The 18474-nt window shown below is 52.9% G+C and carries 18 protein-coding genes and 1 tRNA gene; 9 read left to right on the top strand and 10 right to left on the bottom strand.

Annotation, left to right across the window (positions count from 1 at the left end; all coding sequences use genetic code 11):
- Positions 1-109: 109 nt before the first annotated feature.
- The 6 genes from rplI to rnr all read right to left on the bottom strand — a co-directional run bounded on the left by rplI (position 110) and on the right by rnr (position 4769).
- Positions 110-565, bottom strand: a complete 456-nt coding sequence (gene rplI, locus BMZ14_RS10915) for a 50S ribosomal protein L9 (protein ID WP_074797458.1) — start codon at positions 563-565, stop codon at positions 110-112.
- Positions 566-575: 10 nt separating this feature from the next.
- Positions 576-860, bottom strand: coding sequence for a 30S ribosomal protein S18 (gene rpsR / locus BMZ14_RS10910; protein WP_074797456.1), 285 nt, complete (start codon positions 858-860; stop codon positions 576-578).
- A 35-nt stretch (positions 861-895) separates the two neighbouring features.
- Positions 896-1198 carry a primosomal replication protein N gene (gene priB / locus BMZ14_RS10905; RefSeq protein WP_074797455.1) on the bottom strand — a complete coding sequence of 101 codons (303 nt, stop codon included), beginning with the start codon at positions 1196-1198 and terminating at the stop codon, positions 896-898.
- 13 nt (positions 1199-1211) lie between these two features.
- On the bottom strand, positions 1212-1589 hold the full coding sequence (rpsF, locus tag BMZ14_RS10900) for a 30S ribosomal protein S6 (RefSeq protein ID WP_074797453.1): 378 nt from the start codon (positions 1587-1589) through the stop codon (positions 1212-1214).
- Positions 1590-1747: 158 nt separating this feature from the next.
- Entirely contained in the window at positions 1748-2494 is a 747-nt protein-coding gene (gene rlmB, locus BMZ14_RS10895; protein WP_074797452.1) for a 23S rRNA (guanosine(2251)-2'-O)-methyltransferase RlmB, read from the bottom strand.
- A 79-nt stretch (positions 2495-2573) separates the two neighbouring features.
- Positions 2574-4769, bottom strand: coding sequence for a ribonuclease R (gene rnr, locus BMZ14_RS10890; protein ID WP_074797450.1), 2196 nt, complete (start codon positions 4767-4769; stop codon positions 2574-2576).
- A gap of 58 nt (positions 4770-4827) precedes the next feature.
- On the opposite strand from rnr, the gene BMZ14_RS10885 reads away from it, so the two are divergent.
- A tRNA-Leu gene (locus BMZ14_RS10885) sits at positions 4828-4914 on the top strand.
- Positions 4915-4976: 62 nt separating this feature from the next.
- Here the strand turns inward: BMZ14_RS10885 and BMZ14_RS10880 are convergent.
- Positions 4977-5180 (bottom strand): hypothetical protein, encoded by a 204-nt coding sequence (locus tag BMZ14_RS10880; protein WP_074797448.1) that lies wholly within the window; start codon positions 5178-5180, stop codon positions 4977-4979.
- Between the two features lie 696 nt (positions 5181-5876).
- Between BMZ14_RS10880 and BMZ14_RS10875 the strand changes: the two genes are divergently transcribed.
- The 4 genes from BMZ14_RS10875 to BMZ14_RS10860 all read left to right on the top strand — a co-directional run bounded on the left by BMZ14_RS10875 (position 5877) and on the right by BMZ14_RS10860 (position 11435).
- Positions 5877-6704, top strand: a complete 828-nt coding sequence (locus BMZ14_RS10875) for a PEP-CTERM/exosortase system-associated acyltransferase (RefSeq protein ID WP_074797446.1) — start codon at positions 5877-5879, stop codon at positions 6702-6704.
- A 164-nt stretch (positions 6705-6868) separates the two neighbouring features.
- Entirely contained in the window at positions 6869-7165 is a 297-nt protein-coding gene (locus tag BMZ14_RS15490; RefSeq protein ID WP_256208573.1) for a hypothetical protein, read from the top strand.
- Between the two features lie 133 nt (positions 7166-7298).
- Positions 7299-8507: a porin gene (locus BMZ14_RS10865; RefSeq protein ID WP_074797444.1), complete on the top strand. Its 1209-nt coding sequence runs from the start codon at positions 7299-7301 to the stop codon at positions 8505-8507.
- A gap of 12 nt (positions 8508-8519) precedes the next feature.
- Complete coding sequence (locus BMZ14_RS10860; RefSeq protein ID WP_074797442.1) at positions 8520-11435, top strand: bifunctional diguanylate cyclase/phosphodiesterase; 2916 nt, start codon at positions 8520-8522, stop codon at positions 11433-11435.
- A 103-nt stretch (positions 11436-11538) separates the two neighbouring features.
- Here the strand turns inward: BMZ14_RS10860 and aroC are convergent, their stop codons facing one another.
- A complete protein-coding gene (aroC, locus tag BMZ14_RS10855; RefSeq protein ID WP_074797440.1) occupies positions 11539-12711 on the bottom strand; it encodes a chorismate synthase in 1173 nt (390 codons plus the stop codon).
- 82 nt (positions 12712-12793) lie between these two features.
- Here aroC and BMZ14_RS10850 point away from each other — a divergent pair, with 82 nt between their 5' ends.
- Both BMZ14_RS10850 and BMZ14_RS10845 read left to right on the top strand, forming a co-directional pair.
- Positions 12794-13006 (top strand): hypothetical protein, encoded by a 213-nt coding sequence (locus BMZ14_RS10850; RefSeq protein WP_074797438.1) that lies wholly within the window; start codon positions 12794-12796, stop codon positions 13004-13006.
- Positions 13003-14004 (top strand): zinc-dependent alcohol dehydrogenase family protein, encoded by a 1002-nt coding sequence (locus BMZ14_RS10845; RefSeq protein WP_074797436.1) that lies wholly within the window; start codon positions 13003-13005, stop codon positions 14002-14004. The genes BMZ14_RS10850 and BMZ14_RS10845 overlap by 4 nt, the downstream gene beginning before the upstream one ends.
- Before the next feature lie 62 nt (positions 14005-14066).
- Here the strand turns inward: BMZ14_RS10845 and BMZ14_RS10840 are convergent, their stop codons facing one another.
- The gene (locus tag BMZ14_RS10840) at positions 14067-15575 is read right to left on the bottom strand and encodes a M17 family metallopeptidase (protein ID WP_074797434.1); all 1509 of its coding nucleotides are present in this window, start codon (positions 15573-15575) and stop codon (positions 14067-14069) included.
- A 130-nt stretch (positions 15576-15705) separates the two neighbouring features.
- Here BMZ14_RS10840 and BMZ14_RS10835 point away from each other — a divergent pair, with 130 nt between their 5' ends.
- Together BMZ14_RS10835 and BMZ14_RS10830 are read left to right on the top strand one after the other, a co-directional pair.
- Complete coding sequence (locus BMZ14_RS10835) at positions 15706-16500, top strand: thymidylate synthase (RefSeq protein WP_074797433.1); 795 nt, start codon at positions 15706-15708, stop codon at positions 16498-16500.
- Positions 16497-17063, top strand: coding sequence for a dihydrofolate reductase (locus tag BMZ14_RS10830; RefSeq protein ID WP_074797431.1), 567 nt, complete (start codon positions 16497-16499; stop codon positions 17061-17063). Before BMZ14_RS10835 ends, BMZ14_RS10830 begins: the two co-directional genes overlap by 4 nt.
- A gap of 90 nt (positions 17064-17153) precedes the next feature.
- On the opposite strand, the gene BMZ14_RS10825 is transcribed toward BMZ14_RS10830, so the two are convergent.
- Positions 17154-18329: a type III PLP-dependent enzyme gene (locus tag BMZ14_RS10825; RefSeq protein WP_074797429.1), complete on the bottom strand. Its 1176-nt coding sequence runs from the start codon at positions 18327-18329 to the stop codon at positions 17154-17156.
- Between the last annotated feature and the right edge of the window lie 145 nt (positions 18330-18474).

The following is an 18474-nucleotide window of genomic DNA, read 5'->3' as shown; positions in this document are numbered from 1 at the left end:
AGATCTGTTACGAGAGGATGAAGATTTTACCACCCGGGCGGTATGGCGATATGGAAAAACAAAAAAGGGCTGCCAGCAGCCCTTTTTCGCTGTCTTGTGAACTGGTTCTTCAGGCAGTCGCTTCGCCCAGAACGGACACAACAATATTGGCCACTACTTCACTGTGCAACGCGATAGCCACCGCATGATCCCCCACTTGTTTCAAGGGTCCTTCGGGCATCCGTATCATTGCTCGTTCAATCTCAAACCCTTGGGCTTTAAGCGCCTCCTCGATATCGGCGTTGGTGACCGAACCGAACAGTTTGCCATCCACACCGGCTTTCTGGGTAATCTGCACCATCAATCCATCCAGTTTGGCGGCATGAGCCTGAGCAGCAAACAATACTTCCGCCTGAGTTTTTTCCAGTTCAGCACGTCTTGCTTCGAACTCGGCAATGGCTGACGGCGTTGCCCGCTTTGCTTTGCCTGTCGGAATAAGAAAATTTCGCGCATACCCGTTTTTTACTTTGACAACATCGCCCAATTGGCCGAGATTGACGACTTTTTCCATCAATATGATCTGCATATCATCACCCTCAGTGTAAATCGGTATAAGGGAGCAATGCCAGGAAGCGAGCACGCTCAACCGCTATACCCAGTTGACGCTGATAGCGCGATTTTGTCCCGGTGATGCGGGCAGGGATGATTTTGCCGTTCTCGTTGATGAAATCTTTCAATAACTCGACATCCTTATAGTCCACTGTCGTGATGCCTTCTGCAGTGAAACGGCAAAATTTTCTGCGCTTGAACAACGGACGGTTTGCTTTCTTGTCCTTGTCTTTATCCTTCCCATCTTTACGTCTTGATGTAAAACGAGCCATAACTTTTTCCTGTTCCCTTTAAATGATCTCTATATTTAAATTTCAATAAGATCGATCTTGTCCACATGCAGCACCAGTTGCAAACTCATGCGGCCTTTTTTTGCCAGAAAACCGCCCAGTTTCACCATCGTGCCGGGCGCTGTGCGGGATATGCTTTCAGCCATATGGGCCAACGCCACTGCGGCAACCTCGCACTCTACCCGGCGCGGCTTACCTGCTTCGATTTGACGCGATACGTGAATGATCCTGAACTCGGTGACCGGCACTCCCGCTGGTGTATACCGTAGACCGCCGATTTCGATGATCTTGCCGCAAATGACAGTCTGGTTGCAGTCCAACTAAGCTGCCAGCTTATGTTGCAAGCGTGGTTTCTTTAAGCTCCTCTGCCGCCGGCGCGGCTGGCCTGGCCTTTTCTTCGCGCATCATGGGGGATGGAGCAGTTACCGGCCCGTCCATCCTGATGGTGAGATGACGCAATATCGCATCGTTGAATTTGAACGAGTGATCCAGTTCATCCAGTGTTTCCTGATCACATTCGATATTCATCAGCACGTAATGTGCCTTGTGAACCTTCTGAATCAGGTAGGTGAGCTGCCGGCGTCCCCAATCTTCCAGTCGATGAACCTGGCCATTCCTGGCGGTCACTATGCTGCGGTATCTCTCGATCATCGCAGGAACCTGCTCGCTCTGATCAGGATGGACAATAAAAACGATTTCGTAATGTCGCATGCAGTCTCCTTATGGGTTAAGCCTCCTGTGATGCGAACACAGTGAGGCAAGGGTTGATGAGGCCAGTACTATACTGAACCGGGGTGAGAATATCAATTTTATCCTGAATGCGGCTACCAAGTCCAAGCGGATGAAGCACGCGTTCGACGCGTCTCTATTCAAGGCTCTTTGGCACTGCGCTGCCGGCGGGTCTCAAACAGGCAGATACCGGCGCTCACGGAGACATTGAGGCTCTCGACGCTGCCCAGCATGGGAATGGAGACAAGCTGGTCGCAGGTTTCGCGTGTCAAGCGGCGCATGCCCTTCCCTTCCGCGCCCAGGACCCATGCGATCGGTCCATCCAGAATGGCAGCGTTGAGGTTGCTATCCGCATCCGCGGTGGCTCCAAGTATCGATACGCCGCGCTGTTTCAGTTCCCGCAAGGTACGGGCCAGATTGGTAACGGAAATATATGGCACCGCATCGACTGCTCCACTCGCGACCTTGTGAACAGTAGCGGTGAGCCCGACCGCGCGATCTTTAGGCGCGACGACGGCATGAACGCCGAAGGCATCCGCGACGCGTAAACATGCGCCCAGGTTATGCGGGTCTTGTATCCCGTCCAATACCAGAAGCAGAGCCGGCTCGACAAGAGTGTCAAGCACGTCTTCGATATCGATATAACTGCGAGAAGCGTCTATACAAGCGGCAACCCCCTGATGACGCGCACCACCCGCCATTCCCGCAAGCCTCGCGTCATCGCACGGAATCAGCCGCACGTCCTGGGTTTCAGCAAGCTTCGCCAGGTCACGCGCACGCTGGTCACGTCGTCCGGCATCAAGAAAGATTTCCGTGACGCTCGCGGGATTCTGCCGGAGACGGCTGGTAATGGCGTGAAACCCGAATATAAGGCGAGTGTTGGACATTCAAACGGGGGAATTGAATAGGTGAAAGGGGGGAGCGTCAGCTCAGACCGATCGGAGACTCGAAACCATCTTCTTCCGGTCAACTCTCGGCTGTGCGACTTGCCGCACCATTTCCGTCCAGAACAAAATCGATCTTGCTTGTTTCAAGATCGACGCGCACCAGCTTGACCCTGAGCCGGTCCCCAAGACGATAGCGCTTGCCGCTACGCTCGCCCAGCAGCATATGCTTCGCGGCATCAAAGTGGAAATAGTCACTGGGCAACTCCGAAATATGTACGAGGCCCTCCACATAAATGCCATCCAGCGCGACGAACAGGCCAAAGCCGGTTACGCCGCTGATAACGCCATCGAAGCATTCGCCAATCCTGTCCTGCATGTAATAGCATTTAAGCCATGTCTCTACATCGCGGGTGGCATCGTCCGCACGGCGCTCTGTCTGTGAACAATGTTCGCCCAGTTCATGCCAGTTGCCGGGAGAATACACCGTGTCGCTCAACACTGCCTTGATTGCGCGGTGCACCAGCAGATCGGGGTAGCGCCTGATAGGCGACGTGAAATGGGTATAGGACTCGTATGCAAGGCCGAAATGCCCTACGTTGTCCGGGCTGTAAACCGCTTGGCGCAAGGATCGCAACATTACCGTCTGCAGCAGCTGCGCGTCAGGCCTGTCTTTGATTCTGGTCAACGTTTTGGCATAGTCCTTCGCTCCGGGCTCGTCGCCCCCGCTTAACTGCACGCCGAATTCCTTCAGGAAATCACGCAATGCAAGCAGCTTTTCGGGTGTAGGGCCTTCATGAATGCGATAGAGCGTCTGCTGTTTGTGCTTCTGCAAAAAATCCGAGGCGCATACATTGGCCGCAAGCATGCATTCCTCGATCAGCCGATGAGCATCGTTGCGCTTCACGGGGAGGATACGCTCGATTTTGCCCTGATCGTTGAAAATCATTTGGGTTTCAATAGTCTCAAAATCGATCGCACCCCGTTTGCCTCGCGCCTTCAACAATACCTTGAATAGTTTGTAGAGCAACTTGATGTGCGGCAAAAGATTTTTATATTGCTGTGCATCCTCGCCCTTGGGATTCTCCAGCATTGCGGCAACTTTGGTATACGTGAGGCGGGCATGGGAAAACATTACCGCCGGGTAAAAGCGGTATTCACGAAAACCGCCCTTCGTGTCGAGATTCATCTCGCATACCATGCACAAGCGCTCGACTTGCGGGTTAAGCGAACACAGGCCATTGGAGAGCACCTCAGGCAACATCGGGATAACGCGGCGAGGAAAGTACACGGAGTTGCCGCGATTGAATGCCTCCCGGTCCAGCGCATCGCCGGAACTCACGTAGTGACTGACATCAGCGATGGCGACATATAATTTGTAATCCTTTCCGTCGCGCTCACAATACACCGCATCGTCGAAGTCCCGCGCGGTTTCGCCGTCTATCGTCACCATCGGCAAATGCCGGATGTCCTCCCGCTCCTTCAGATCTGCTTTCAGAACTTTGTCCGGGAATTTGGCGGAACGTTTGTCCACCTCAGGCGGAAACTGATGAGGCAATTCATGCTTGCGCAAGGCGATTTCGATCTCCATCCCGGGCGATGTATAGTTACCCAGAATTTCGACGATACGACCAATGGGCTGGGCGTGTTTGCTTGGCTGCTGGATGATTTCGACCATTACTACCTGGCCCGCCCGGGCGCCCATGGACTCTTCTCCAGGTATCAGAATATCCTGGCTGATACGCCTGTTCTCCGCCTCTACAAACAGAATTCCGTGATCGGCGTGCAATCGTCCGACTAACTGTGTAACGGCGCGCTCCAGCACTTCGACGATGGTTCCTTCCCTGCGTCCCCGCCTGTCCACGCCGGTTTCGCGCACCATCACCCTGTCGCCATGCAGCGCCTTGTGCATTTCCTTGGCGCTCAGAAATAAATCCGGACTACTATCGTCGGGTATCAGGAAGCCGAAGCCGTCGGGGTGACCCTGAACCCTCCCCCTGATGAGATCGAGCTTCTCCACCACGCAGATATCACCCTTGCGATTACGCATGATCTGGCCTTCGCGTAGCATGGCGGACACGCGGCGGCCGAAAATTTCGGTTTCTTCTTCAGTGATTTCGAGCAGGTTTTGCAGGACGTTCTCGTTGACCGGGACCCCCTGATCTTCGAGGGCCTGGAGTATGAATTCCCTGCTGGGCAATGCGTGGCCGTAACGAGCCTTTTCACGCTCAAGCTGAGGGTCAAGATCGCGTAATTTGCGTTTCTTCTTAATTGACAAAGCAATAATTTCCTATAAAATTGCGCCTCTGTCTGATATCCGGACAAGATTCACCATTGCCCAGATGGCGGAATTGGTAGACGCACTAGGTTCAGGTCCTAGCGGTGGCAACACTGTGGAGGTTCGAGTCCTCTTCTGGGCACCATGCAAATTCTCGCATCGGATCTTCCGGCGCGGGGTCACTCCAGATCCTTTCAGAGGGTGGCTCTACGCCATTTCCTCATACGCCTGTACTTCGATCACAGCCTGGGTCAAGCTGCGGCACATGAAAACTTCTGAACTTCTGATGTCAACCTGAAAATCCCTGCTTCGGTTATACCCGCTATTCATTATAGCAGCCAGCGAAGATAGTTCATCCAGCTTTAGGTTTTCAAGGAAAGAACCTTGTGCCGCATTGCGTGGGTCGGCCATTCGCTCCGGCTTATTGTGGTCAGATTTTTATCAGAGAAAATATACCGGTTTCAGAGATTCTTTCTGGAATACCAAGGCGAAACGAACATCCTCTGTCTTTAAACTAGCCACGACACCGATTGCCGCTGATTCCGCTAATTTCTAGCTGTACAATTTTACAGCTATGCATAAAGATGGATCCAATGTCTTATAGCGTAATCGATAAACTCAAGTCAAAATAACGGTCGAACCTGCGAGTTTTGCCCTTCACACCGTTGATAGCCCGGAATTAAATGGCTGGAAGCCAGATTTAACAAGTTCTTCACTCCCCCTCGACAAGTGAGACGGGAACTATTGCCGCAAGACGGCCATGAATCGAAAATTGCAGGCAAGAAATTCCACGCATCGTGCTGCAGTAAAGTGGAGCGGATTCCGGCCGTTAATCATTGATCTCCTCGGAGAAACATCCAGTACCTGGAGGCATGCGGCCGACAAGATTTGCAACTTCGATAAGTAACGAGAAAGTGAAGGCCTGTTGTCATTTTTCACGTGAGGCGAGCCAATTCGGTGCGGATGGCGCGAGATTAAATACTTTCATTATGCAATCGTAATAAATGACCCTTTCCCGCGATACTGATCATCCTGCAGTCTATCCCTTCAGGCAAGTAGACGACTACAAGCGGATCAACTTGCATATAGCTAAATAATGGATTGAAAATGAGTGATTTTCGAGTTTTACAATTTCCATTAAAGTCACCTGAGCTCATCCAGACAAACGACGTGGTGGCCGCGTTTAACGAATACTTTGAGGTGGTCGACGCTGATTCCCCGGCATTGCTGCGCGAGGTATTTCATCTGCGATACCAGGTGTATTGTATCGAGCAGCGTGCTCCGGGCTTCGAAGCTTCGAATTACCCTGACGAGATGGAAAGCGACGAATATGACCGCCATTCATCTCATATACTGTTGCGGCATCGTCCAACTGGCGAATTTGTGGGTACCGCGCGTTTGATCCTGCAGGACCCACTCGATCCAGCAAGGCTCTTCCCGACTGAAAAGCATATGGAAATTGATCCGGTCCTCATTGATAGAAGCAAGTTGACGCGCCAAAACACTGCCGAGATATCTCGCCTGGTCGTTGTACGCCGGTTTACTCGTCGCCGTGACGAATTGCTCCATGCCTACAAGAGCGCCGTAAATATCGAAGGGTGGGCTCCTACAAAACAACGACGGTTTCCCCATCCTGTTCTCGCGCTTGTGGTTGGCATAATACGCATGTCTTCCAAAAATAATGTCACTCAATGCCTTTCGGTAATGGAGCCTTCATTGAACAGACTATTGGGCCACTTCGGCTTGCAGTTCGACGTCATTGGCCCGCTAATCAATCATCATGGTCCGCGCCGGCCCTACTATATCAATTTGATCCAATTACTGGACAGGATGTACATAAACAATAAAGAGTTTTGGGAACTGATGACGGATTTTGGCAAAATCCGGATAGGACCAGAGGACGACTCCTTACAAGTATCAGCAAGAAAATTTTAATAATTCAGACCCAGGGCGGTAATCGCTTGGAAGCGAGCCACCTCCCGCCGCAATGCCACGACCGCTGCGCTTCGAAATTTCCATCCGCCCATTCTCTGCCTCTCCACCAGCGGCTCCAGTCAGCCATCAACCCGGCGCGCAGATGGTGATGAATAAAGTAAATCGTGACCATTAAAAAAAATATTGGCCGTCTTGTCTTTTTCGCATGCTTGCTGCTCAGCATGGCATGCGGTACAGGCATTGCTCATGCAACGGATCAATATGAGGTCGTGGTGCACCCCGGCGTTAGCGAGAAAACGATATCCAAAAGTTCCTTGCGCGCCATTTTCGGCATGCGCCTCCATGCATGGCCGGACGGCACAGCCATACAAGTATTCGTGATGCCGGACGATGCGGCCTCGCATGCCGCATTTTCCAAGGAAAAGTTGAATGTCTTTCCCTATCAGCTTCGCTCGGCCTAGGACCGCCTGGTCTTCTCCGGCACAGGTCAAGCGCCCAATACAGTAGGCACCTCCGAGGAAATGCTCGCCAAGGTTGCAGCAACACCCGGGGCAATTGGCTATTTGAATAAATCCAGGACGGATGGCAGAGTCAATGTACTCCAGATCAAATAACGGCGCTCGCAGCCATCGATGGACTGCCACGCTTGTTATGGGGCAGGTTCTCCTGTGGTCTTGTGCGGCCGAGGCCGAAAAATTGCCGCACAACCTGCAGATTCATGGTTTCGCAAGCCAGTCGTGGCTAATGAGTTCGGATAATAACGTTTTCGGTAAAAGCAGTTCTGGTAGCGGCAGCTTTGATTTCCGTGAATTGGGGCTGAACGCCTCCATGAGGCCGTTACCCAGGCTGCAATTCTCCGCCCAGATGTTGTCACGCTGGGCAGGCAAAGGCAGCGAGGGCAATATCCGGCTCGATTATGGATTTATTGACTATACCGTTTTCTCCGGCGAAACCAGTCAATTCGGGATACGCCTGGGAAGAATGAAAAACCCGCTCGGCTTCTACAACGATACCCGGGATGTGCCTTTTACACGGCCCAGCATTCTATTACCGCAATCGATCTATTTTGACCGCACCCGTAAGCTTGCGCTGGCCGCGGATGGCGTGCACCTGTATGGCGAGCGCCGTTCGGAGATGGGCGATATTTCTTTCCAGGCCGGGGTTGCGCGTCCACTGGTCAGGGGCGATGAAGCAGAGGCGGCTGTGTTCGGCCAGTTAGTGCAGGGCCATTTGGCGCCGGAGATGTCATATATCGGCAGGGTGAACTACGAACTGGATGGCGGGCGCATACGGTTCGCAGCAAGCGCAACTCAGTTGAATATGAGCTACTCTCCAGGGGAAGGTTCTATTCACTTCGTTCCTGTTATCTTCTCCGCGCAATATAACGCCGAGCGCTGGAGCCTTACCTCCGAATATGCCTTCCGCAACCTCCAGTACAAAAATTTTGGCGCGATGCCAGATATGGATATTTCGGGGGAAAGCTATTACTTTCAAGGTGTCTATCGGCTAACACCCGAGTGGGAGGCGATTGCCCGTTACGATGTTTTGTATATGGATAGCAATGACCGCCAGGGGAGAAAGTGGGCGGCTTCGGGGACCGGGGATGGTCGGCATGCACACAATCGCTTCGCCAAGGACATTACTGTCGGTCTTCGCTGGAACATTACACCCGAGTTTATGCTGCGGGCGGAATATCACCATGTGAACGGTACTGGCTGGCTTTCTACCCTGGATAATCCCAACCCTGCTGACATGTCTCAGCGCTGGGATCTTTTTTCGATCCTTGGCTCATTTCGGTTCTAACGGTAACCTCTGATGAACCAGGATCCCCACACTAACAAGGCTCGAAACGGTGACTCCACCGGCGCCGGATCGCGCAAATTCTGGGGCCTGAAGTCAAAAGTTCTGGTGCTGAGCAGCCTGATACTGATCGCAATTGTCGCTTCGTTCACTGGAATTACCTATGTGAGCTTGATGAATGATTTTGAAAGTCAGAGAAGCGTGCAACATCGGCGTTACGCCAGCGAAGTGGAAGGCCTGATAGATCAAATATCGAAAAATCTGCATCAGTTTGCAGAGTTGATACCTTTTCTGGAAGGAATGGGTACCGACCTTCTGGCAAATGATGGAACAAAAATCGCCGAGACGTTCGAACCCTATTGGGCACCATTGCAGCTCAACAAGGGCATCGAACTGATACGTTTTTATGATCATTCAAATCAGCTGCTGGCAAGCTGGGGCGCTTCCGAGTCTGGTGCGCATGACGCTGCAATGCTGGATTGGGTCCGCCAGGTCAATGAGCGAGAACAACCTTCCAGTCCTCTCATGTGTCAGAAAAGCTGCATGCAATTCGCCGTCGCGCCCTTGCTGGTAGAAGGTAACCGTGTTGGTGTTGTTGTCATTGGCGTACCTCTGGTCGACGCCGTTCTGGAATTCCAGCATATCTCCGGCGCCGATATCGCTCTGCTTGTCAAGGAAGAAGGCGATGCCCCGAAAAGCAAGGAAATGAAAATTTCAAGCTGGGGAGCCAAGGTGGCGGCCCACAGCAGGGAAATGAATGTAGCGATTCTCGATCAGGTCTCGAAGCAGTATCCCGACACAAATCATCTTAAGAATGGAGTTCAGGTTTCACTGGGCAACCAGCATCTGCACATCGAACCGCTTTCGGTGGAAAGAATGAATACAACCGGTCAGGCGCTGTTTATTGTCGTGACCGATATCACCTCGACCATCCAGACCATCCGCAACTCGACCCAGCAGAATATGATAATAGGATTGGCGGGATTAGTGCTCTCCGAGATATTGTTGTTTATCATTCTCACAAAGCCATTGTCGCGGCTCAAGCACATTGTCTTCACCTTGCCGCTCCTGGCCCGCCGCAGTTTCAAGGATTTCCGCTCCCAGCTTCATTCCCGCGCCGAGAAGCGATGGCTGAAAGATGAAATTGACATGCTTGATGAAACAGCGGTTGCCCTGTCTTATCAGCTGGAAAAACTGGAGGAAGAGGTTGCGGACCGGACGCGGATATTAGACGGAAAGATGGATGAATTAAGCAAGGAACGAGATTTCATTACAAATCTGCTGGATATTGCCCAGGTGATCGTGATCACACAAAACGTCAACGGCGAAATTCTTACGCTCAATGCCCATGGGGAAATGCTCATTCAATATACGGAAAAAGAACTTCAAGGAAAATCCTTCATCGATCTTCTTGCGCTTGATGGAGACTTGCACGACCTCCCCGGTCATTTGAGGGAAGTGCGTTCCGAGCGAAGGGATCAATTGCGTCACGAATCCAACGTCATATGCAGGGATGCATCGATACGAAATATTCTCTGGTTGCATTCCCGCCTTACGCGGCATACCGAGAATGACCCTTCGATATTATCCGTAGGTCTCGACATGACCGAACACAAGCGCACACAAAAACGGCTTGCCTGGCTGGCCGACCACGATCCACTTACCGACCTTTTCAATCGGCGGCGTTTTCAGGAAGAGTTGGAGCAGATGCTGAACCTGGCCGCACGCTACAAGCATTCCGGCGCCCTGCTTTTTTTCGATCTGGATCAGTTCAAATATATAAATGATACCAGTGGGCATCAGGCCGGCGATGCCTTATTGAAGATGGTAGCCGGCATGTTGCATGGCAGTATACGCAGCGTCGATATACTCGGGCGCCTGGGAGGTGATGAATTTGCGGTGATACTGCCGCAAACTACTGCGGATGGAGCGATAGAAGTCGCGAAGAATGCGCTTGCCTGCCTGAACGAGGAAAAGATTGCGATAAACAACCGGACACATAAAGCTTCAGCCAGCGTTGGCATTGCGCTTTTTCCCGAGCACGGGAACAACGTACACGATCTATTGGCGGCAGCGGACCTCGCCATGTATCAGGCGAAGGAAGCAGGGCGGGGGGGCTGGCACCTGTTTTCCAATGAGGAGAAAACCCGCGAGCGCATGCATACGCTGGTGTACTGGAAAGAGAAGATCGAGCATGCTCTTCTGCACGAACGGTTCCTGTCTTACTTCCAACCCATTATGCATATCGGGAATAAGACCATCGATCATTACGAAGTACTGCTGCGCATGCTTGACGATGACGGAACCATACTTGCCCCGCACTTTTTCATACCCGCGGCAGAACAAACCGGTCTTATTCACGCAATCGATCATATGGTGTTACGAAAATCCATTGCGCAATCAGCGAAAATTCAGCACGGAGGCCACCATGTCCGTTTCTCGATCAACCTCTCGGCCCATGCCTTTCATGATCCCGAGTTGCTGCCGATCCTGAGGGCCGCTTTCGAACAGTATGGCGCGGATCCCTCAAACTTCATGTTTGAAATAACCGAGACCGCGGCCCTTGAGGATCTGCCTGCCGCCCGGGAACTGATGGAGAAGATCAGAAAGCTGGGTTGCAGTTTCACGCTGGATGATTTCGGGGTCGGCTTCTCCTCCTTCTATTACATCAGGCAACTCCCGATCGACGTGGTGAAGATCGACGGCTCGTTTATACGGAACCTGGCTGATAACCCGGATGATCAAATACTGGTAAAGGCCTTATGTGACGTAGCGAGAGGATTCGGCAAAAAAACAACGGCCGAGTTCGTGGAAAACGCTGCGACCCTTTCCATCCTGGAAAACATGCAAATAGATTACGCGCAAGGTTTTTTGATAGGATCGCCCATCCCGGCAGACGATACGCCATTCAGGGATTTCTTGAAGGGGTGAACGGGAGTCTCGCGGTCAGGTTCACTTCAAGAGCTCGCGATGCCTGAGCAATGCCGAACGGCCAACTTCGCAGACAGCATGACCGAAATTCGGATGTCCTGCTTCAGGCTTCATCAGGCTCCGGGTTTTCCGCAAACGACTGCAAGCCCGGGACACCGGATGCGAGGTTTTCTTCCAGGCCGGCCTTGGCAGGAATTTTCGGAGTAGCGCATACGACGTCCGCATTTTGCGCGCGGTGGCGCAAGGCATGATCCATCAGAACCAGAGCCAGCATTGCCTCGCCTATGGGCGTGGCGCGGATCCCTACGCAAGGGTCGTGCCGGCCGTGCGTTTCCACCACTACAGGTTCGCCGGTCTTATCTATCGAGCGTCGCCCCAAACGGATACTGGAAGTCGGCTTCACGGCAATATTTACGACAATATCCTGACCGCTGGAAATTCCGCCCAATATTCCGCCCGCGTTGTTGCTCAAAAACCCTTCCGGAGTGACCTCATCGGAATGCTCTGTTCCCTTTTGAACCACAGCGGCGAACCCGGCGCCGATTTCCACGCCTTTTACCGCATTGATGCTCATCATGGCATAAGCAATTTCAGCATCCAGACGGTCATACACCGGCTCGCCCCAGCCGGCCGGCACGCCTTCCGCCACTACGCAAATTTTCGCGCCAATCGAATCGCCGGATTTGCGCAGCTTATCCATGAACTCTTCCAGGGTGGGCACCAGATCGGGGTCAGCGGCAAAAAAAGGGTTCTTGTCTACCGCATCCCATTGCTTGAAGGGAATCTCTACGGGCCCCAATTGTGCCATAAAGCCGCGTATTACCACCCCATACCTCGCGTGTAGCCATTTTCTGGCAATGGCCGCAGCCGCAACCCGCACAGCTGTTTCCCGTGCCGAGGAACGCCCGCCCCCCCGGTAATCGCGTATTCCATATTTTTGCCAGTAAACATAGTCCGCATGACCGGGGCGGAAAGTCTCCATGATTTTGCTGTAATCCTTGCTGCGCTGGTCCTCGTTGCGAATTAGGAGGGCAATAGGCGTCCCCGTGGTCTTGCCCTCGAATACCCCTGAGAGAATTTCTACCGTATCTGATTCGCGCCGCTGGGTCACATAGCGCGAAGTACCGGGTTTACGCCTGTCCAGATCCCGCTGGATATCCTCAGCGGATAGTTCCATCCCCGGAGGACAACCATCGACTACGCAACCAATAGCTGGGCCATGAGACTCGCCAAACGAGGTGACGCAAAAAAGCTTGCCAATGGTATTCCCGGACATTTTATTTCTCGCAAAATCAAGGCCTCGAGTTTAACATATTGCTTCTACCACGCGAGCCCGGCCAGTCGTACGTAATCTGATCATGGAAAAACCCGACCCAGACAACCCGGGCAAGCCCGAAGCGAATGCACTCAGAGGTCCCGGCGGCCTGACCTTGCACGAGATCCATGCGCAGGTAAAGCTGAGTACAGCGGGCGATCGGGCAGATAGCACACAGCATGAACCCAGGCAAGCGGTCAGCCGGTGGCGGCAGATTACCCGCTGGGCATGGGGCAAGAACAAGGGGAGATCATGAGAGCCGTCCTGATGGATGCGCCTGGGGAACCTGATGTGCTGATTGCCGCCGATATTCCCGTACCCGCCTTGACCAACCCATATGACGCGCTGGTCAAGGTGCATGCTGCCGGCTTGAATCCGATAGATACAAAGGTACGCAAGCTTAATATGTACTATCCGGATAAGCTGCCTTCGATTCTGGGCTGCGATGGTGCAGGGGTGGTTGAAGCGGTTGGCAGTTCGGTTACCCGCGTACGACCAGGCAGTGAAGTGTTTTTTTTCAATAATGGCTTAGGCAACGGGCCGGGAACGTATGCGGAATATACGGTGGTACAGGAAGACTATCTGGCATTGAAACCCGGTAATCTCTCCATGCTGGAAGCGGCGGCCATACCGCTGGCGCTGATTACCGCCTGGGAAGCACTGGTAAACCGCGGCGATTTGAGGGATGGCCAGTCCACTCTGATACATGCCGGTGCCGGGGGGGTCGGCCATATTGCAGTTCAGCTCGCTCATTACTTCAATGCACGGGTAGCCACGACCATATCCAATTCGCGGAAGGCAGAGCTTGTGCAATCGCTCGGCGCGGAGCTGGCAATAAACTATAGCGCGCAAGATTTTGTTGAAGCGACGTTGAACTGGACAGATGGCCTGGGAGTGAGACTCACGCTGGACACGATAGGCGGAGAAACTTTTTGCAAATCCTTTGCAGCAACCCGGCTGTATGGCCGCTTGGTGACGCTGCTCTCGACCACATGCACCGCCCAGCAAATCAACACGGCAAGGCTGCGCAACCTGTGCATCGGTTATGTGCAAATGGCCGCACCGCTCTATTTCGGTCTGCATCCAGCCCGTATCATGCAAACTCGTATCCTTGAACGTGGAGCCAAGCTGTTCGAGCAGGGCATCCTCAAGGTTCATATCGGCCTTGCGCTTCCACTGGAAAGCGCCTCAGAGGCGCACCAGTTGATCGAAGCGGGTCATACCACGGGCAAAATCGTGCTACAGATAGTTTGAGCCGATTTGCGCCTGGTATTTTATGGATCCACTCGCGAATGGCTTATAAGACTGGAAGGATTTTATTCCGAGGCCAGAATCTCCTCCAGCATTTTAATGCCCCATGCAACCCCAAAACCGGTGACGTCACTCCCAACCGCGCCTAACCCGCCCTTGTGGCTGCTAGCTGAGAGATCCATATGCAACCAGGGTATGCCGTCCACGAATCGGCTGAGAAATCGTGCCGCAAGAATGTGATCTGCGTCGCCCTCCAGGGTGCACTGCTTGGTGTCCGCAATCTTGCTTTCCAGCTCCGCCTCATAATCGGCATCCATCGGAAATGCACAGGTACGCTCCCCAGACGATCTTCCCGCTATTAACGCCTTTTGAATCAACTCGTCGCGATTGCCGAAAATACCGCTGTAATGCGACCCAAGCGCTGTATGCATGCTCCCTGTCAGCGTTGCGAAATCGATCATTACATCCGGCTTCTCTTTTGCCGCGAGCGACAGCGTATCCGCCAGTACCAGCCGTCCTTCCGCATCGGTATGAATGATCTCGACGGTGGTGCCGTTCAGCGTGGATATAACGTCGTTTTGCTTGTAAGCGCGAGGACTGATGTGGTTTTGGGCGATGGCAAGCCAGCAATCGATATTCAGCGGCAGGGCGGCGCGCGTTGCAGCCAGTAATAAACCCAGAGCGACAGCCGAACCATTCATATCCTCGTGCATGCCCTGCATGTAACGGGCCGGCTTCAGATTATGACCTCCCGTATCAAAACAAATGCCTTTTCCCACCAGAGCCACACTTTTGCTTGCACTTTTGACCCGTCGTTTCAAATGCACGATAGCCGCATCCTCCGGATCGCTGCCCTGGGCCACTGCAACAAATGCCCCTGCCCCCATTTTACGCAGTGCCTTCACATCGAAATCCTGATGCTTCCAGCCCTCGCTGGCTGCAAGTTTCTTGACATATTGGCGATAAAACGAAGGGGTCAATTCATTGGGTGGCAATACTGTGAGCTCCCGGGTGAGCAGATTGCCTTCCGCTTTGGCATGAAGCAGCGCGAAATTGTCCGCGTCCTCATATCCATGCAGCACGATTCCGGTGAGCGCCTGCCTGCACGTGTTTTTCTTGCCCGTTTTTCGCGATGGCAAAACTGGACCGTTGATCCAGGCAGCATACACCGCCAACTGCGCAAGTGGCCCCCTTTGACTGTCGCTGCCATAAATCGCAAGATGTATTTCTGCGGGATTTTCCTCCAGCAGTAATTGGAGGGCTTTTCGTATGACTGTTTGCTGCTCGAATGGGGGCTCGCTCAAATCCACCATCACCCACACGCATAGAGAACCATTTTCGAGATTGGCCGCCAGCGGTGAGCCGGCCATTTCCCCAAGCTGCATTTTTCGCCGCGATAATAAAATTTCAAGTACGCCCTTGCCAAAAAAATCCGGCTTATCCTGACGCTTGCCTGATGACTTATCCGACGATCCCTTCCCCAAAGCATCCAGCCGAGGCAGCACGACCAGAATGTGCGTGGGCTTTTTTGGCGTACTTATTGGACCAGCATTTTGTATCAGAGACGCGAGCATTGGCTACCTTAAATTAGTGGGGAAAATGATACTATAATACATCTGATATCCTTAATAGGTTTGCCGGCAGGGATTTCTGCTGGCTTGGCTCTCCACCTCCTATATTTCCTGTCATTCCCTCGACCCCGCAATGCGCCAGTATCTTGAACTCATGCAACATGTGCTCGAGCACGGACATAAGAAATCAGATCGCACGGGCACAGGTACGCTTTCGATATTCGGCTACCAGATGCGATTTGACTTATCCCGGGGTTTTCCGCTGGTAACGACGAAGAAATGCCATCTGAAATCCATCATCTATGAATTGCTATGGTTTTTGCGCGGCGACACCAATATCCAGTACCTCAAGGACAACGGCGTTTCCATCTGGAATGAATGGGCAGACGAAAACGGCGATCTGGGTCCTGTGTACGGGAGGCAGTGGCGGTCCTGGCCGAATTCAAGCGGAGGCCATATCGATCAGATCGCGCAAGTGATAGGACAGATCAGGAATACGCCAGATTCACGGCGGATGATTGTTTCTTCCTGGAATGTAAGCGAGTTGCATGAGATGAAGTTGGCGCCCTGTCATGCCTTGTTTCAGTTCTATGTGGTTGACGGCAAGCTTTCTTGCCAGCTTTACCAGCGCAGTGCCGATATCTTCCTTGGCGTGCCATTCAACATTGCCTCCTACGCCCTGCTTACGCTAATGGTCTCGCAAAGTTGTAATCTGAAAGCCGGGGATTTCGTGCACACATTTGGCGACGCTCATCTTTACCTTAACCATTTGACGCAAGCGCGAGAACAATTAAGCCGAGAACCGCGAGACCTGCCTGTAATGAAATTGAACCCGGCGGTGAGCAGTATTTTTGATTTCAAATACGAAGACTTTACGCTGGAAGGGTATGACCCTTATCCCGCAATCAGGGCGTTGGTCGCTGTATGACGCAAAGGCTCTGCGCCCTCGTAGCCATGGCGAAGAATCGCGTCATCGGCAGGGATAATGCATTGCCGTGGCGCTTGCCGCCTGATCTGAAGCGCTTCAAGGCCCTGACCATGGGACATCCCATGATCATGGGGCGCAAAACCTTTGAATCCATCGGTAAGCCGCTTCCCGGACGCACCTGTATTATCCTCACGAAACAAGCTGAATATGAAGTCCCGGGCGCCATCGTTGTGCCTTCCATAGCCGAAGCGCTGATAGCGTGTTGCCGGTCGGGGAAAGACACAGACAAGGAGGGCAAGGATATACGCGCGGGCACGGACACTGGATACGCGAATACTGAATGTTTTGTTATCGGCGGCGCCGAAATATTCCGGCAGATGCTGCCACTGTGCGACCGGCTATACATTACCGAGATTCAGAAAGATTTCGACGGCGATGTGCTTTTCCCTGAATTCAATCGGGAAGAATGGGACGAAACCTCGCGCGAAAAGCACCGTTGGGATGACGACGGACTGGCGTATCACTTTGTGGTGCTTGACCGGAAACAACACTCGGATGTTTGACGAACACGACAGGTGGTCGGGAAAAAATAATGGCGGAACCCGCCGTTTGGGTTCCGCCATCTTTCATGTCGCGACTTCTACTGCGATTCCTTACAAAACCACCACATCCGGTAGTGGAAACCCGTTGAAATTGCTGGCGTACGCAGTGGTATAAGCGCCGGCATTCGGAATGTAGATGAAGTCCCCTTCCTCGATATCTTCCGGCAGCATTTCGTCCCGCATGAGAATGTCCACCGAGTCGCAGGTTGGCCCGGCAATGGACCAGGGGATATTCTGCCCCATGCGATCGGAAAGAATTTCGTACCGCAAGCCCTCCGTGACTTCGATTACGCCGCCAAATACACCCGCGTCCCAATACATCCAGCGTTTGCCGTTACGCGTTGCCGTGCCGACCACGCGGCAAACGAAATACGCCGCATCGGATACAAGGTAGCGTCCTGGTTCGGCCATGACCCGAATGTCCTCCGGCAGATCTGCAATCGCGGCATTTACGACTTCCGCTATTATCTCTATTGATGGAATGGGCTTGACATGACGCACGGGATAGCCGCCACCGATATTGAGCAAACGCGGCGTCAACCCAACCTGGCGCATATCCGCAAAAACTTTTTTTGCCCGCTCGATGCCCACCCGCCAGTTCTGCGGATTACGGCATTGCGAACCCACGTGGAATGTCACTCCCGCAAGATCTGCCTTGAGTTTAGCGGCTTCATTAACGATGCCCTCGATCTCGGCGGTATGCGTACCGAATTTGCCCGCCAATGGCCAATCGCTCCCTATGTTGGGGGTATCAATGCGCAAATACATTTTTGCATCCGGTTTGACGCTCACGATCTTGCGCAGTTCCTCGACACTGTCCAGCACATACCACTCCACGCCCTTGGACGCCGCATATTCCAGATAAGCGCGCGACTTCATGGGATTACTGTAATAAATATCCGCTGCGGGCACTCCAAGGCCGAGCAGAAGGTCCAGCTCCGAAATGGAGGCAATTTCAAATCCGACGCTTTCCTCGATCATGGTTCGCAGCACGCGCGGATCGGGATTCGCCTTCACCGCATAATGCGGCTGCACCTTTGGCATGGCTGTTTTGAAGCGGCGGGCTTTGTTTCGAACAATGTTGGTGTCAACCAGCAGGAACGGCTTGCTATAGCCTTTTTTCAGGGCTGCCTGGACATGTTCAAAATCGAGAGTGACTTCGGGGTGGGTGTCGAATATTTCGTCGGCTTCTACGTTGCGCCGTAGAGCGGTGGTACGCATTTGCATGAGAGTCATCCTTTCTGTAGGAGGCGCTACGTTACGGGAGTATGGATATTTACCAGATCAGCGGGGACGAAATAGTTTGCTTTGCTTGTCATGATGACCTCCTGTTCTCTATGAAATTGTGCGTACCGAAAAAAAGCGGATTATA

This window comes from Nitrosospira briensis (genome assembly GCF_900115125.1).
In the GTDB taxonomy this organism is placed as follows: Bacteria; Pseudomonadota; Gammaproteobacteria; order Burkholderiales; family Nitrosomonadaceae; genus Nitrosospira; species Nitrosospira briensis_A.
This window is presented reverse-complemented; position numbering and strand designations above follow the sequence as displayed.